The sequence below is a fragment of the Paenibacillus camelliae genome, from assembly GCF_023715345.1.
GTDB classification, from domain to species: Bacteria; Bacillota; Bacilli; order Paenibacillales; family Paenibacillaceae; genus Pristimantibacillus; species Pristimantibacillus camelliae.
The window spans coordinates 1123137-1139736 of the sequence record NZ_JAMBNY010000001.1; the positions used below are offsets into that span (position 1 = coordinate 1123137).

Annotated in this window: 11 protein-coding genes; all 11 read right to left on the reverse strand. The window is 43.4% G+C overall.

Features of this window, described 5'->3' with window-relative positions; genetic code table 11:
* Position 1 precedes the first annotated feature (1 nt).
* Complete coding sequence (locus tag M3180_RS05105; protein WP_251666197.1) at positions 2–2191, reverse strand: ABC transporter ATP-binding protein; 2190 nt, start codon at positions 2189–2191, stop codon at positions 2–4.
* 87 nt (positions 2192–2278) lie between these two features.
* Entirely contained in the window at positions 2279–3604 is a 1326-nt protein-coding gene (locus tag M3180_RS05110) for an endo-1,4-beta-xylanase (RefSeq protein WP_251666198.1), read from the reverse strand.
* Positions 3605–3708: 104 nt separating this feature from the next.
* Complete coding sequence (locus M3180_RS05115; protein WP_251666199.1) at positions 3709–4656, reverse strand: carbohydrate ABC transporter permease; 948 nt, start codon at positions 4654–4656, stop codon at positions 3709–3711.
* 15 nt (positions 4657–4671) lie between these two features.
* On the reverse strand, positions 4672–5586 hold the full coding sequence (locus M3180_RS05120) for a carbohydrate ABC transporter permease (protein ID WP_251666200.1): 915 nt from the start codon (positions 5584–5586) through the stop codon (positions 4672–4674).
* Positions 5583–8144, reverse strand: a complete 2562-nt coding sequence (locus M3180_RS05125) for a DUF5696 domain-containing protein (protein ID WP_251666201.1) — start codon at positions 8142–8144, stop codon at positions 5583–5585. Before M3180_RS05125 ends, M3180_RS05120 begins: the two co-directional genes overlap by 4 nt.
* A gap of 82 nt (positions 8145–8226) precedes the next feature.
* Positions 8227–8862: a YIP1 family protein gene (locus M3180_RS05130; protein ID WP_251666202.1), complete on the reverse strand. Its 636-nt coding sequence runs from the start codon at positions 8860–8862 to the stop codon at positions 8227–8229.
* Positions 8846–10312, reverse strand: a complete 1467-nt coding sequence (locus tag M3180_RS05135) for a hypothetical protein (protein WP_251666203.1) — start codon at positions 10310–10312, stop codon at positions 8846–8848. Before M3180_RS05135 ends, M3180_RS05130 begins: the two co-directional genes overlap by 17 nt.
* Positions 10313–10326: 14 nt before the next feature.
* On the reverse strand, positions 10327–11202 hold the full coding sequence (locus tag M3180_RS05140) for a carbohydrate ABC transporter permease (RefSeq protein WP_251666204.1): 876 nt from the start codon (positions 11200–11202) through the stop codon (positions 10327–10329).
* A gap of 2 nt (positions 11203–11204) precedes the next feature.
* The gene (locus tag M3180_RS05145; RefSeq protein WP_251666205.1) at positions 11205–12161 is read right to left on the reverse strand and encodes a carbohydrate ABC transporter permease; all 957 of its coding nucleotides are present in this window, start codon (positions 12159–12161) and stop codon (positions 11205–11207) included.
* Positions 12162–12177: 16 nt separating this feature from the next.
* Positions 12178–14961, reverse strand: coding sequence for an extracellular solute-binding protein (locus M3180_RS05150; RefSeq protein WP_251666368.1), 2784 nt, complete (start codon positions 14959–14961; stop codon positions 12178–12180).
* Positions 14962–15156: 195 nt separating this feature from the next.
* A complete protein-coding gene (locus M3180_RS05155; protein WP_251666369.1) occupies positions 15157–16551 on the reverse strand; it encodes an ABC transporter substrate-binding protein in 1395 nt (464 codons plus the stop codon).
* Positions 16552–16600: the final 49 nt, after the last annotated feature.

Sequence of the window (16600 nt, forward strand, 5' to 3'; positions counted from 1 at the left end):
GTTACGAACCCACTCCTTTAATTTTTGACATTTCCATCTGCGCATCAACAAGCTTACGATAAACGCCATCCTCTTTCTCCAGCAGCTCTTCATGTGTTCCTAGCTCTACCATTTTACCTCGATCAAGCACAACTAACCGATCCGCATTGCGCAGCGTAGAAAGTCGATGGGCAATGGCAAACGTCGTTCTACCCTTAACCAAATTCGCAAGCGCCTCCTGTATTTGCCGTTCTGTTTCTGTATCGACGGATGCGGTTGCTTCATCCAGTATAAGTATTTTCGGATCATGAATAATGGCTCGCGCAATCGCTACTCGCTGCTTTTCACCACCAGAAAGCTTATGACCTCTTTCACCTACACGTGTATCATAGCCATCAGGAAGCCTAACGATAAAATCATGGGCGTTGGCGATTTTGGCTGCACGCATAATGTCTTCAGGTGTTGCGTCCGGCTTAGAGTAAGCGATATTTTCAGCGATCGTTCCATCGAATAGAAACGTTTCCTGCAGCACTACGCCAATTTGGCGTCTGAGCTCTGTTTGTTCAATATCACGAATAGGCACACCGTCTATCGTTATGACTCCTTCATCGACATCGTAGAAGCGGCAAAGCAAATTAATGAATGTAGATTTTCCAGCACCTGAATGTCCGACTAGACCGATCATTTCCCCTGCCTTTACCTCAAGATTAATATCCTTAAGCACAGGGTAATGCTTCTCATAGCCATAGGTCACTTGCTGCAGCACAACATCCCCTTTAATATTCGGCACCTTCACGGCATCAGGATGATCTGCAACGTCTGCTGGCGTGTCCATAATCTCAAAGATACGATGAGAAGCGGTCATAGCTCTACTCGTCCAGCTAATCATCTGACTCAGCCACTGAATTGGACCGAACAGCATGCCCAAATACGCTACAAAAGCAAGCAGCACACCTAATTGCAGCTCATTAGACAGCACTTGGTAGCCTCCTAAGTACCAGATTAATACAGCACCTAGACTCGTCAGTAAACCAAAGGCAGGGAAAAATAGCTGCCACATCTTTTCTGAGCGCATGTCATGATGAACGACTTCCTCGTTGGCATTGTTGTAGCGCACCAGCTCACTTTTTTCTTGTCCGAACGCTTTAATGACACGTATTCCCTGCAGCGTATCACCGACCTGCATATTCAAACGAAAGATCGCTCGCCATTGTTGATATAAACGACGCCCAACTTTTGGCCATATCGATATCGATAAGAAGACGAGCAGTGGAATAGGCACTAGAGCGAGTAATGTAAGCTTCCAATTCATAGAGAAGATGATGACTAGTATAAATAAAAACCGCAGGAGATGGCCTGCAATATAGATGACGCCATCGGTCATAAACTGGCGCATCGATTCCGCATCACTGTTCACACGACTAATGAATTGAGAGGTTTGTCTTCTATCAAAATAGGCAAGTGACAGCTTCATCAAGGATTGATACACATCCTTACGTATATCCCCCATCAGCTTCGAGCTGATCGCTACACCAATATAGCCGCGTAAAGCCTGCATGCTAGACATGACAAGCAATGTAAGCGCCCATGCGGCTATAATAATGACAAAGAGCGTGCCTGGTTGCTGCGGCTGAAGCACATCATCGACGATTATTTTCGTTAAAAATGGTGGAATTAATTCTACAATCGTCGAGAGAATCAGTAGACCTAAAGCTAGTATTCCCTTGAACTTATATGGCTTTAAGTAGCCTAGCATCCGCAGAGCGGCATACTTTTTACTCAAGCAAAACTCGCAGGTTTTCGTCCCTTCCTTCATAGGGCTATGACAGGTTGAGCAATAACGCGGGATGTCTCCTTTTGTTGCAACAGGCAGCTGTTCTCCTTGGGCAAGCGCAGTGATCAGCTTTGCTGCAAAGCTCATTGCGGTTGACAAGGTAGATGTATAGCGTGCGATTACGATAGGGCCGTTTGTAGTAGTTTCAACGACGAGCATACCACTGCCTATATTACTTACCGCTCGCGCTTCCTTAATCTCTTCAATCCCAATACGCTTGATAGGCTCAGCCTTTTCCTGCCACAGTGTTACATCTCCATGCGTAATAGCTAGCCATTGTGCAGCAAGCATCCCCTGCGTATCAAGATCCGTTTTGACGTTAAACAGAATATCCTCGCTTAGCTGTGACTTAAAAATCTCTGGTAACTCATCAACCATGAATTCACTCATTCCTTCCGTTAGAATGCCTGTGTAGAAACTTAAAGCAGCAGATTTAATTATTCATCTGCTGCTTATCTTCTAAGACTATTCCTTGCTCTCGAGCTTATCTGGGTCTACAATTGCCCAGAATGCAGGCTTAGCATGCAGCTGCTTGTCGAACAGTAAAGGAGCTTCTGTTCGATTTATAGGAAAACCGCTTAGCCACGTATGGTCGTCTGCAATTCCCCAGAACACGACCTCGCTAATGATATCTTTATTTTCCTTGAACGCTTCGAATAGCTCGCGATATCGATCTGCTTGCTTCATCAACACTTCCTCAGGTATGCTATCGCCGTAATCACTGCGGTCATCCCATGCATATAAGCTCATATCAAGCTCAGTCACAATATTATCGAGTCCTAGTTCCGCAAATCGCTTCATTGATTCAATGATCATCGCAGTTGGAGGCCAAGGAATGCTAATATGGGTTTGGTGACCTACACCATCAATCGGTACTCCTTTATCAAGCATTTCCTGCACCAGCTTATACAGACGCTCACGCTTCGCTGCACCATCTGTGCCATAATCGTTAATATACAGCTTAATTTGTTCTCCACCGGCTTCTCGTGCAGCGCGGAAAGCGGTCTCAATATAATCGGTACCTGTAATGATGTACCATGGACTAGCACGCATGCCATCAGGATCATTCGGCTCGATAACCTCATTCACTACATCCCATGACACAATATCGTCCTTGTAGCGGCTTACAATCGTGCGTACATGCGAATCAAGACGTTCGAGCAGCAGCTTTTTATTCGCCTCCTGCTTCTTAGGGTCCGTTTCGTCCACCATCGGCTTGCCATCTAGATCCTTAAAGAACCAATCTCCAACCTGACTGTGCCATACTAAGGTGTGAAAGCGCAGCTGCATGTTGTTTTCTTTAGCAAATGCAACAAGCTGATCCGCTGCTGTCCAATTATAGTTGTCTTCACTAGGATGAATCGCATCGGGCTTCATCACATTTTCGGCAACAAGCATATTGACATGCTTCTTGAGCAATTCAGCCTTCAGACCACTTGTTTGGAAAGGCTCAATTGCAGCACCGATTGGAAAATAATCTGCAAATACCTCGTGCAGCGAAGGTATATCAGCTTCAACGGACGGCTCTGGTGCTACTGTTGGCTCTGGTGTTGGCGTCGCTTCCGGCTCTACAGCTGGTGTGCTTTCCTCAGGCCCCTCCTCACTTACATCATCTATTGCTTCAAGCTCCTGAGCGCTACCGCCAGACTCAGCTGCTATATTAATTGCATCATTCGTTTTCGATTCTTGCTTGCTATCCTTACTCACTGTAATAATAAAAATCGTTGCCACAACTATAAGTACAGAAACCGCTAGTATCAAGACATGATTTTTCTTGATTTTTATATTCAATAGATTACCCTGCCTTTCCTGCAAATTAGAAACGCCTAGCGTGAACCGCATAATTTCTACGGATCCTCACTTGGCGTTTCATAGTACTATTAAACTCAATAGGCTTAGCCGACAATACCCGTACGCTCAATACTTTCGACAAAGTAACGCTGTACGAATAAGTAAATGATGATGAGCGGCAGTATCGCCATTAGTATCCCTGTATCCTGTACCATACTTAAATAAAACGGATCTGCCTGTGACGCATCTCCTCCATCCAGTTGGACGGCTAAGTTGTACGGCAGTGACGACAGCTGAGTCGACATTACTTTACTTGAGGTCAAATAAGTCGTCGTATAAAAGCTATCATTCCATTGCCATACGAAGGAGAATAATGTCACTGTAATGATGGCAGGGATTGCATTAGGGAGCATAATGCCCATAAAGGTTTTACCGATACCAGCTCCATCAATGTAAGCAGCTTCTTCAACTTCCTTAGGCACCCCTCTAAAAAATTGCCTAAATATAAAGATGTATAAGCCTGCCTTCAGTGAGCTCGCGGTTAGTGATGTTAATATAAACGGCCAGTACGAATTCAGCAGATTTACGGGTTTCCCAGTAATTAGCGGAATAAGACCAAGCAATGTAAAGTCCTTTAAGTTCATATACATCGGAATCAAGATCGTTGTAGGTGGAACGAGAATCGTCAGCATTACACCAGCAAACAACAAATTGCTTCCTCTGAATTTGAGACGTGCAAAGCCGTAGCCAGCCAGTGCACAGGATATCGCTGTTAGAATCGTTGTCATCGCGGACAAGGAAAACGTATTAAGCAGCGTCTCCCAATAATCCATAATGTTAATGACCTGAAGAAAGTTATTAAGCGAGTAATTTTGTGGGATCCATACAACAATTGGTGAGTAAAGATCCGACTTGTCCTTAATTGCAGTTGATATTTTTTGCAGTATCGGGTACAAAATTACGAATGCTAAGCCGAGAATGAGAATGTACCTTACGAAGGACCATAGCCACTTCTTCCAGTTTTCAAAGGATAACCATTTTGATCGAATCAAGCTCCGCACCTCCTTCTATTCGTGATAGAATACTTTTCTTGAGATAATGGATGTACTAATTATCAGTATGATAGCGATGCACAGGAAATAAATCCATGCCATTGCAGAGCTCAAGCCAAAATTAAACTTAGTAAATCCAGTCTCACGAATCAAATCCGTCAGTGCATTGCGTGAAAACGAATCGATGATTGTATATACCACATTAACTAGAATGAGTGGACTTACCATTGGAAATGTAATTTTCCAAAATGCTTCATAGCCTGTTGCACCTTCCATCTTCGATGCCTCATACAGCTGCGGAGAAATCGTCTGAATACCTGCGAGAAATATAAGAATTTGCACTCCGGATAAGCTTACGATTTCATAGATGCGATCAACCGCTCCCGTTAAATAAAGCACGATTGTTTCGCTAACGCCTGCTTCCAGCATGAGACGCTGAAGCTCAAAGCTGCTGAACGCATTGATAACACCTGAGCTGCCAGCATTCTGTTCATTTACAGCTTGGATTAAGCTCGTGCTCTCAAGTGATAGAATAACACCAGAGGCTAATATAACGGGCAAGAAAAATACTGCTCGAGCGAGCGAACGGCCGAAAAACTTTTGATTAAGCAGTACGGCCAAAAATAAACTGAATACAACGATAAGCGGTACGTTGACAACCATATTAATGATGGATTCGGTCAATGTACGGTTAAAGCTGGTATTGATCGTTAGTGCTTCAACATAGTTATTGAAGCCTATCCACTCAATGATCATTCCCTGTGCATTCGCTGTAATCTTACTAAAGCTGTAGCGTAGCGATGAGATGAAAGGAATGAGAAAGAAAAAGATAAAACCAAGCAGCCAAGGCAGGACATAAAGAAATCCCCACATCGCTTTTTGCTGCGTATACGTACGTTGCTTTATGCCAAGCTTCAGTCCAGTTTTCATGATTGCTCACCACCTGTTACATAGCCCACGGCATCGATAGTTACACCATCAACCGTCACCTTCGTATCACTATAATTGACGATGACATATATGCCATTTTCATAGGTTGTTTTATACACTTCTTCGCTTAATTTTTCATGCTTGCTGATTCGTTTAGAGCTAACTTGCTGCAAGAAGTCATTAACCTCGCTATAGATCGCTTCTGCCTGATCTAGCCATATCTCATAATTAACAGCAAACAGATCATTTTGATCGGTATCCTTTACAGAGTAGTTCGGCTCATAGATCCATTTGAAATAAGTGTTTGAACCATATTCCAATGTCTTCAGCACGTATTTTCGCTCATCTGTATAGGTAGATAAATTATACGGCGAACCCGTGTAATCGATAAATCCTCGAATAACCATCTGATAGAATGGAATCGATTCATCCTCAATTTTAAACTTACTGCTCGACATTGGCGCGTTGGTTACATGCGTAACGTATGGCAAAGCGTAAGCATTACCGCCATCTGCAAGCATTTCTAGGTTTTGCTGCTGAATCATCTGCAGCGCTTGGACGGAGATTTGCTCAGATTGCTCACGATCAATTTGTTTGTTTTTCAAAAAGTCGCTGTTCAGCATATCTGCTAAGTCTCTTAAAGCAATGCCTCCCGTATCGTATTTCGTTAATCCCTTCAGCAACGATTCAGTGTAGCCCTCCACATAGCGAGGCGACACGATATAAGAAGGAGATTTCTCACGATCTCGACGGTTAAGTGCCAAATCAACCGGATATAGCATTGCTGGTATTTCTCTTAGCGTACGTGATGCTCTTACTCTTTCATTAAAGCCTTTGCTGGAATTGGCCATAAGCAGCGAAGCTTCAGGAAATAAAGCGATGTTCTTTTCTTTCGTGAATGCTACAAAGCTGTTTAATCCTTTACTTCCGCCTATCCCTTTATCAACGGATACTTTAGAAGGTACTTTATGATCTAATCCGCCATTAAACCAGCCGGCATATTTGACAGCGAGCTCAGTAATATTCCGTTGCTCGAGCTGTGTAATCATATCCTTAGCTTGCTCAAAGGTCGTTAGCGGCTCAAGCGCCTCGTACGGGATACCTGCGAAATGGTTCAGCTTTGTTATACTGCCGATGAGCTCCAAATAAAATGTGCTTGCTGACTGTGTCTCGCTTGAAGGCTGCGGCAAGCCGCTTCGCTCCTGCAAATATTGCTGATAATATTGAGCCATGTCAGAATACGAAGCCTGGTCTTTTCCAAGGAACGTATAACGTACCGTGTAATCTGTAGACATCGGCTGCTCCTGAAACTTCGGCAAGGAGCGACGTTGTCCGTTCGCGTCAAGCGTGACATCACCTTTGTTAATAACATAGAAGCTTGGGTATACATAGTTGTAGCTATTCAATCTACCGCTCACGTCTGCGTTAATCGTTGCAGCGGAAGCCCCTTCTTCAATAATGGCTACAAATGCGCCGTTATTCCGAATCATACCGAATACAGGCAGCCTAATTTTCTGCTCCTGATTCGCATCCTCCGTCATCTCCATCGTCATATCAAGACCATAGACGGACTGCTGATAAGCTGGATATTTTGTTTTACCATTATTGAAATGAATTAACGCACCTGAGCCATCCGGAACAAAAATCGATCCAGCTTCTTCAGAATCAGCAGCTCCAAAAAAACTAAGCATGGAGATCATATTGACAGGATAGGCTTCTGGGTATTGTATATCCGCTACAGGGACAGTTGCGATTAAGCTTTCTCCATCAAGCGAGTATTCAATAACTGCCTGGAAAATTCTCGGCTCTGGCTTCGCTTGCGTTGAGTTATGCTCCTGAGCGTCCTGCATCAAATCTTCTTCTGTATATCCAATTGCATCAAACGCCTGCAGCGCACGATCTAGCTGTAGACCTTGAAGGGCACTATCGTTTCGCTCATAAGTTTCCGTATCTTTATTCTCCTTATAAGCAATTAATAGTGCTCGCTGCCCTGCTTTATCCATCTCACCCTTTAGCTCTTCAAATCTAGCTTTGCTCAGCTTCAAGGGCAAGTCTTCAGCCGAACGCTTCGATGTGCCGAATTGATAGGTTACTCGAATGCCATTGTCGCTCTCCTCAACCGTCAATTGCTTGTGAGCAGCGCTGTCGGTATATGAATTGATCGTGTTAATCTGACCGAAGGAGTTATAAAAATCAAGCTTTAGCTGAGCAGACAGCATATCCTTATTCACACCCGCTGCTATCGGATCTGAATCTCTTTCTAATGGGTTGCTGTACCAAACTTCTCCGCTCTTTTTTTGAACAATTGCTATTTCACCCGTCTCCTCATGCACAAACAATTGCAGCTGATCATTTTCCAGCATTCCTTTCATGTTAGGTACAGCTGTACTTGTAAATGCTGCGCGAACAGGCTTCATACCTTCTAATTTGACTGTATCAGTGCTTATTTGCCCCACATCTGGTTCTACATTAGCTTGGTTTGATGGCTGGACATTCGTGCAACCAGCAATAAGCACAACGACTATGATGAAACTTATCCACTTCTTTGCTAATCTCATTTCTATCCTCCTCAACCTTTTCATGATATGTAGCTAGGGACGCTTCTTGTACATGATAAGTACGTCGAAAGCCTGTGCTCCCTCAGCCTCTCATGACCATTTCTTGATAGATGACGGATATGAAAGAAATGATTTGCTGTACAAGACTGAAAAAAAGCAGGCAAAGGAATGCCATAAAACCGATGGCCAATAAAGTTAGCAGCATCGTAAAAATTGTTTTTAGTGGTGTATATTGATGCACCGTCATATTACCGACAAAAAGTAAAAATACAAACCATATCACTGCAAAGCTCCTTGAGAAATAATAGAAGGTCGTCTCTTCTAGCGCAACCACATTGCTTAACCATATCCACGGAAAATTAATTACGACTAATGGAATGAGAGCAAAACAGGTTGAATTAAAAATCTCAACGAATTTCCCTTCACCGTCCATTAGCGTCGTCAGCGACCAGTTTGCGATACACCAGAACAGCACCGGTACAATGACGTACAGAAACTCCATTAAGCTGTTCATCTCTTTTGGATTGTAGATGTTGACGAGAAATCCAGCGTATTGTGAATGTAAAATATTCGTCAACGCAAGCAGAAACAATATGACAAATGAGATGATTACATTCCATTTGTTACTGCGCTCATATTTAAGCTCCCAATAGCCATTAAAGGGATGGACAATAAGATAAAAAGGATATTTGATCAGTTCTTTACTCGATGGTGACAATCTTTTTTCCTCCCTTCCACTTCCGAACTTTTCTCCATACAAAAATAGCAAGCAGTAAAGTAACGAGTATTGTCATAATGGTTGGGAAATACGATCGCAGAATCTCTTTACGGTGCAGTAAAAAGGCTTTAGAGTATCCTTTGTTATCGTAGCTTTCCTTAAAGTATTTCATCGCTTCTCCGTAATTGCCCTGACGCAGCAGCGCCTTTCCAATTCCTGAGTATGCGAATTCAAGATTGGCATTCATATTAATCGTTTCTAAATAGCGTTGAAAGGCTGCTTCTTCATCACCACGATAGTAGCTGCGAACCGCTTCATTCAGCGTTCTTCCATATGGTGTTGTCTCGAACACTGTAATTTCACCCAGCGCTTTATCGAGCACAAGCATCTGATCACCAACTCGCTCGATAGCAACTGGGGTTGTAAACTTTCCAAGCTGATTGCCGAGACCCCCGAATACATACATTAAGTGTCCATCGCCGTTGTAGGTGAAGATACGCCCACGCTTAGAATCTAGCACGGAATAAATTTCGCTATCGGTAACATCGATATCGATCATACGGGATGGCCCATCCGTTACTCTATAGCGTATATCTCCCGTTGGATTAAAGTAGCCTTCTCTTCGTAAAATATCGGTGCCCTGAGCATTCAGCTTTTTGATGTTATCGCCCCATTGATCACCGTTCGTTGCATAAATAAAGCCTTCATCATTAATATCGAGATTAGTGAATTCAGTAGGTGTAAACTGAACCATTTGACTCCGTTGTTCTCGTGTAGATAGCGTTTTCCATAAATATTCGAGCGGATCGACATTCACACGATTGGCTCCGATAAACGTTGTAAATTCACCGTTAGCATTAAACTCCATAAAACCATCAAATACACCGGTTGCCATCACATATATACGATTCGCCTTATCTACAACGACACGTACAGGCTTAAACTCAAAGTTGGCCTGCAGCAGTTCAGATTGCGGAGAGTCCACGATCTGTACAAGCTGCCGCTGCTCGTCAAGGTGGACAACTCGCTTATTGCCTGTATCTGCAATGTAAAGCTGATTATGCTCTGTAACAAAGATACCTTGCGGAGATGCAAACGTATCCTGCTGACCTGCATGTTCAAAGCTATCAATGATGTGAAGCAGCTTAAACTTATCATCAAGCACGATAATACGGTTGTTGCCTGAATCCAGCACATAGATGTGACCGTCCGCCGTAACATGCAGATCGCTTGGATCCTTTAAGCTGCCAACTCCTAGATTATGGCCTGTAAGCAGCTTCGTTGCGTCATAAGCATCTGGCGAAACAACAGTGTTTCCCCAAAACGAATAGTTATAAGAATTGGAAGCACCCTCTGCTTGAACAGTTGCAGTGCCAGTGATTGGGCTAAGCAGCAGCGCCACACTTAGAACAAGCATGATGACGAGCTTACGTTTACGATTCGATGTCATGATTGTGCCCCCCTCTACTCTTTCATTCCAGAAGTTGCCATTGTTTGAATGACAGAGCTTTGTGAGATGACAAAAAGCGTAATTGGAACAATCATCAATATTAGCGCAACTGCTGCTCCGACACCGGCTCGAGCAATACCGCCCTGCACAATTTGCCCGAGTGCATAATGGAGCGTCTTCAGATTCTCGCTATAAATAAAGCTTCCTCCGTCCGTACCCCAAAGCGCTGGAAACTGTAGAATTAACAACGTTAACCAAGCCGGCTTAACGTTCGGCATGACAATAGTCCAGTAAATACGGTATTCATTGGCACCGTCAATTTTTGCTGCTTCAAGCAGTGCATCCGGAATTTGCTCCATAAACTGCTTCATTAGAAACAGTCCTAGTGGAAATGCTAGCGCAGGGACAATAATTGAAGCATGCGTGTTAATCCAACCTAGCCATGACATCACCATATAGTTTGGTGTTGCTGTAACGTGACCGGAGAACATTAACGCTAATACGACAATTGAAAATAGCGACTTAGAGCCTAAAAATCTGTACTTCGCTAGCGGATACGCTGCAGCAGAGGCGAAGATAATATGCCCTGCAGTACCGATAAGCGTAATGAGCAGCGTATTCGTAATATAGCGTGATAGCGGCACCCAAGAATTCCCCATAATGGCTACAAGATCAAAGAAATTGTCGAACGTCGGATTTTTAACGAAAAAACGTGGTGGAAATATAAACAATTCATCTAACGGCTTAAATGCGTTATTAATCGCATAAATCAGTGGTAATGCCATAAACGATCCGAACAAGGCAAGGAGCACGAACAGCAAGAAACTGACCGTGAACGAGCGATTCAGCTTTCTAGGCGCCCGCAAGGAAGCAATCAATTTTAATCCCACCGTTACTCACCCACCTTTCTTAGCAGCTTCTGCGTTAATAGATTTGTTCCGATCATAATGCCGAACAGTACCGTTGCAATGGCGGAAGCATAGCCCATCTCGAAGCGAATCGTACCGTAATCCATCAAGTGAGTTACGATTGTATGTGCGGCATAGTTAACGCTCGGAAAACCTGCCAGCGCTATCGATATATCCGCTACTGCGAACGAGGCTGTGATCTGCATAACCGCACCGAACATAAGCTGTGGTCTCATGGATGGAAGCGTAATGAACCATAGCTCCTGCCATCTGTTGCGAATGCCATCAACTGCTGCCGCTTCAATAAGCGAGCGATCAATCGTCTGTAGTCCGGCAATAAAGGCAAGGAAGCTTGTTCCAAGACTCAACCAAAGCTGTACAATCATTACGATTGGCAAAATATACTTTTCATCCTGGAGCCACTGGATGGGCTCAAGAATAAAGCCCACCTTCATTAAAAAGCCATTCAAATAGCCATAGCTATCTCCCGAGAAAACGATAAGCCAGATGAAGAATACATTTCCTGAAATCGAAGGGGCATAGAATACAAGCGTCATAAATGCCCTGACCTTAGGAGACAGCTCATTGATAATCCACGCAAAGATAAAGCAGGCAATGTAGCTGAGAGGACCCGTGACGACTGCGAATAGGAAGGTATTTTTCAGCGCGATCATAAACACATCATCATTTAGAAATAATCGCGAATAATTTTGCCATCCAACAAATCGCGGAAACTCCAGCATGTTGAAATAGAAAAAGCTAAGCAGTAAAGAAAATACAACAGGTATGACGGTAAAGGTAAAAAATATGATCATGTACGGACTCATCAAAAAGTAATAGTGCTTATTCTTTTTCAGCTCACTTAGTATTTGAGACATTTTTGATGATTTCACCGGTCGGATGGAGCCCTGTACCGTTTGTTTCGACGTTTCCGTTTGCATCGGCTTCCACCTCCAACTAATAAGGTAAATTGAACTCTTTCCGTTTAATCTCTATTTCGTCATTGATATATAGAATGTAGTCAGATAGTGCTTCACGAGGATTTTCGTTGCCATTTACAACTTTTCTGAACGCATTATCTAAGTGTCGTCCAGTAAAGTAGCCACCTGGCACCTGTGGAATCCCTTCCACCCACTGCCATTGACTTTCCAGATTGTTGTAATCTTTTACTGGCCACGGCAGCTCCTCTAGTGCCTCGATGTTAGCTGTTGGATAGCGAGCCGCTTCCCCCATCAGACCTTCCATCTCACGACCATATTGAATTTGGATATCTTTCGATGTCCACCATTTCATAAATTCCCATGCAGCCTCTTTATCCTCTGCGTTTTCTAGCATCATGACTGCCGTCGTTGAGCTGGCCACTTGATGGTTAATCGTACCATCGGCTTGCTCTGTGCCTGGAACCATCGTGAAGTCCCACAATCCTCTAATCTCAGGCGCCATTACAGTCAGCATATTGTACGTTGTATAATCGGCAATTCCGATTGGCATTTCTCCTGTACGAAAACGGTTAGGGAAATCAGCTATAAGCGGGAATTTATAGTTTGTATAAAACTGTGTCCAGCGCTTAAACATTTCCATCGATGTTTCGGAATCGAGTGCACTTTTCTTATCATTATCCCGGTAGAACTCTCCACCGTTCTGATAGAGAAGCATGGCAAATGTTGCATTCGGCACTAGATTCACGTTATTCGTAGGCGTTTCCAGCGGCAGCCAAAACTCCATATTGTGCTTTTGCAGAACGGAAATCATGTTATAGATGTCCTGCCATGTTTTTGGCACTTCCAGCTCTAGCTCTTCTAATATGTCTTTGCGATAGAACAGCATTGGGAACGTTTGCTGCTCTGGCAGCCCGTAAATTCCTCCGTTGTACTGATATGGTACGACACCACTTTGACGGAAGCGTGAAAGAACGGATTCATAATCTGGGAATTGCGTCAGATCAGCAGCCGCATTTCTCATCGCATAGTTTATAGGCACATCCTCGCCAACCTGCAATGCCACATCTGGTCCTTCATTCGCTAGAGTTGCAGGCAGTAGAATATTGCCTGGTACTAGTCTGAGTTGTACTGATATATCCGTATCTGGGGTAAATGAATCGTCGATTAGATTTTTCAATACTTGAGCCTGATCTCGACCAGTCGTTATCCACACCGTAATTGAGCGCTGATTCTCCGTAATGTTACCGATGCTGTCATAATCCTCTGTGTATGAGGCTACTAACGCGCCTAGCTCATGCTGCAGCTCACGGAACATATTTGCATCGGCTTTAGGAAGATCCTGATCAGGTGAAGCAACGACGAGGTAATCCAACGTTAAAGGCTGTTCCTGTACTTGCAGAATCCACGTACCTAAGCTACCAACGTTGAGCTTAAACGTTCTTAAGCGTTTAGCAATCGTTTCTGGGTACTCTATCATATCTTTTAATTGAACAACTAGAGAGTGAAGTGCAGCTACTTTATCACTACGTTCTCCTGTCATATCCTCAAGATATTTGGCTACACTATCAACCGTTTCTGCTTGTTCGGATAAAACCTCTATGAGGTCAGGAATACGTTTTTCAAGCTGATAATCACGATACGGGTCAGGTGTATTTGACGTAATCATCAATATTTTGCGGTACATTTCATTCAGCTGCAGAACGCTAGATTCAATCGTGCGCAGCAATGGTGCAATATCACCAAGAGATACGGCTAAGCGAATATTATGCTTGCCCTTTGTTAAGTAAAATAGATATGGCTCATCCTCACCAAGCACATCCATCTGCCATTCTGTGTTGTAGTTGAAGCGAATACGCTTCATTTCTTCAAATGGATATTCGCCATCAATCATTAGGCTGCGCGTGGAGTATACGCCTCGTAATTGATCCTGCTTGCGCTTAAGTGCGATTTGATATAAACCATCCTCTTCAACCTCGAACTCCCACTCGATCCATTGACCCGGAAGTCTCCAGTTCAATCCACCAATTGTGTTGATGCGCAGTTTAGATACATGGTAAGGCTCTACGGATGGGCTCGAACGATCCGTTAAGGCATAAAGCGTCGGTGATGATTTCGATGTTGCATGTTCAGCTTGAATGATCTTGATCTGATTCGATGCCTCCGGAGTTTGTTCTGCTTCATATTGCTGTTTTAGCTGCTCGTAGCTTAGCAGCTCCTTCTCTTGATACAATTCAATATAATCAATTGCCATTGGCTCTCTTAGAGCTCGCAACGTTATCGTCTGCTGTCCTTTTTCAAAATAAAAGGAATATGGATCCTCATAGTATCCATCACCATCAATAAAGGACTTGAGCTGCCAGGACGGCTTCTCAATTTGTCTCGGGCGCAAATCATTGCCGCGATCATCCTGCCTCACTTCATCGCTTGCATTGGCCCAAATACGGTTAAACAGCAAAATATCCGCGCCTCTAAAAGGAATTTCTCCGTTTATTAGAAACTCTCGCTCAATGGCAGAGCTTTTTCCTTCGATCGGGTAATAATGAACACGAATGTTGTACAATCCTGCTGATGGAAGATTAACATCCCAGCTAATTTCTCCTGTCTCAGGAGTTATTACAGCCTTACCTGCTAAGCCTTCATATTGATCGACAACTTCGAAGCCAGTCCCTTCTACTTTCGAGTATTGCTCGCCTTCTATACGTATAGCTTGCTCAGGACGATTAGCGGCTTCATAGCGCTGCAAGTAATGCGCATAGTCGTTCTCATCACTGTCGTCAGTAACTGCCACAAAGTCACTCATAGCTAGTGCCAGCTGTGTATTCGAAGAACGGGAAGGAGCAAACACTGCGATGGACGTAATGATTAAGGCAAGAACTAGGAAGATAATCACGTAGTTCTTTATACTTTTTTTCAACTTTCTTCCCTCCTTGCAAGAGCTACATCATCAATTAGAGTCCCCCAGTTAAATCATTTAAATGGGGGACTAAGTAAACTATTATTGACCGTAAATCTCGTCAATTGCTGCTTGGAATGGAGCTTTATAAGACTCGACTACTGTCGATACCGAAGTGCCGGACGTTAACTCAGCTTCAAAATCCCAATAAGGCAAGGACGGGAAAGTGTTATGATCTAGTACAAGCAAACCAGCCTGTGCTTGTATTGCATTGTTGATATCATCTTCATTATCGAAATTACTTTCAAAGGAAGCTTGTGATGGGTAATCGTACATCGATTCAATGTCATTGATTTTTTCCCAGATGTACATGAGCTGCTCTGGGTTTTCTACTGTTTTAGGGATCGTTAATGCCTGGAACAACGCTTCACCAGAGTGATATTCCGTAGCACTAGGTCCTTTTGGTAGTGGAACAAAGCCAATATCGTAATCGGCCATATCCGTTTTAATACCGCTTACCTCATACATCGCACCTACAAACATCAATGTATTGCCTTGACGGAAAAACTGGCTTGGCTCTGTCCAATCGCCGCCTTCTGTAGGTCTAGATACTTGTTCTGTTGCTAGTCTAGAAACAAAGTTTAATGCTTCTAATGTTTTTGGATCTTCTAGGTTTTGACTGTTGCCTAAAGTAAGAGCTGCATTATTGGAGTAAAGCGCTTGCTCAAGCAAGCCACGATTTGCAAGCCCCCAAGTATCTAATTTACCATCATTATTTGTATCCTTATTAGCTTCCTTAGCTACTTGAATAAACGATTCCCAGTTCCAATTATCTTCGTTCACATATTCCTGCAGCGGCTTTAAGCCAAGCTGATTCATAAGTGTGCGATTATAAAAGACGCCAGTTGTGTGGTTCGCTTTGTCATCAGTGAAACCATATCCTTTGCCTTCATACGTATACAGCTCTTTGGTAACTTTTTGGTTAAAGGCGTTATCGTTTTTCACATAGTCATCAAGAGGCCATAATAGGTCTTGTTTAACTAGCGTTGGAACCGTGTACGTTTTACCTAGTCGCACGATATCCCCAATTGGTTCGCCTGCCATCAAGGAAGCAACAACCTTTGTTTGATACTCGCCATAGTCAATAGCGATGTATTCTATGTTAAAGTTATGCTTCTCCATTAAAGCATCCAAGTTAGCTTTGCGTTGGATGTTGTCAGGATTGTCCTCTGGTATTGTCATATCCCACCAAGAAACGACTTTAATTGTACGTCCGCCTAAATCAAAATCCATTTCTGGTGTTGCATTAGGATTGCCTTCAACGACTTCCTCTTCTTCCTCTTCTACTGGATCAGCGCTTTCTGTTACAGCAGGCTCATTAGTGGAGGTATTCCCTCCGTTTGCTGGCGTGTTTGTTGTAGAATTACTACTGCATGCAGCCAGCACAAGCATAAAGACTAAACAGATTGTTAATAGCATCGATTTTTTCATGCGCATCATGTTTTCCCCCTAAAAGATTGTTGTTTACACAGAAAGTGTAGCGCTT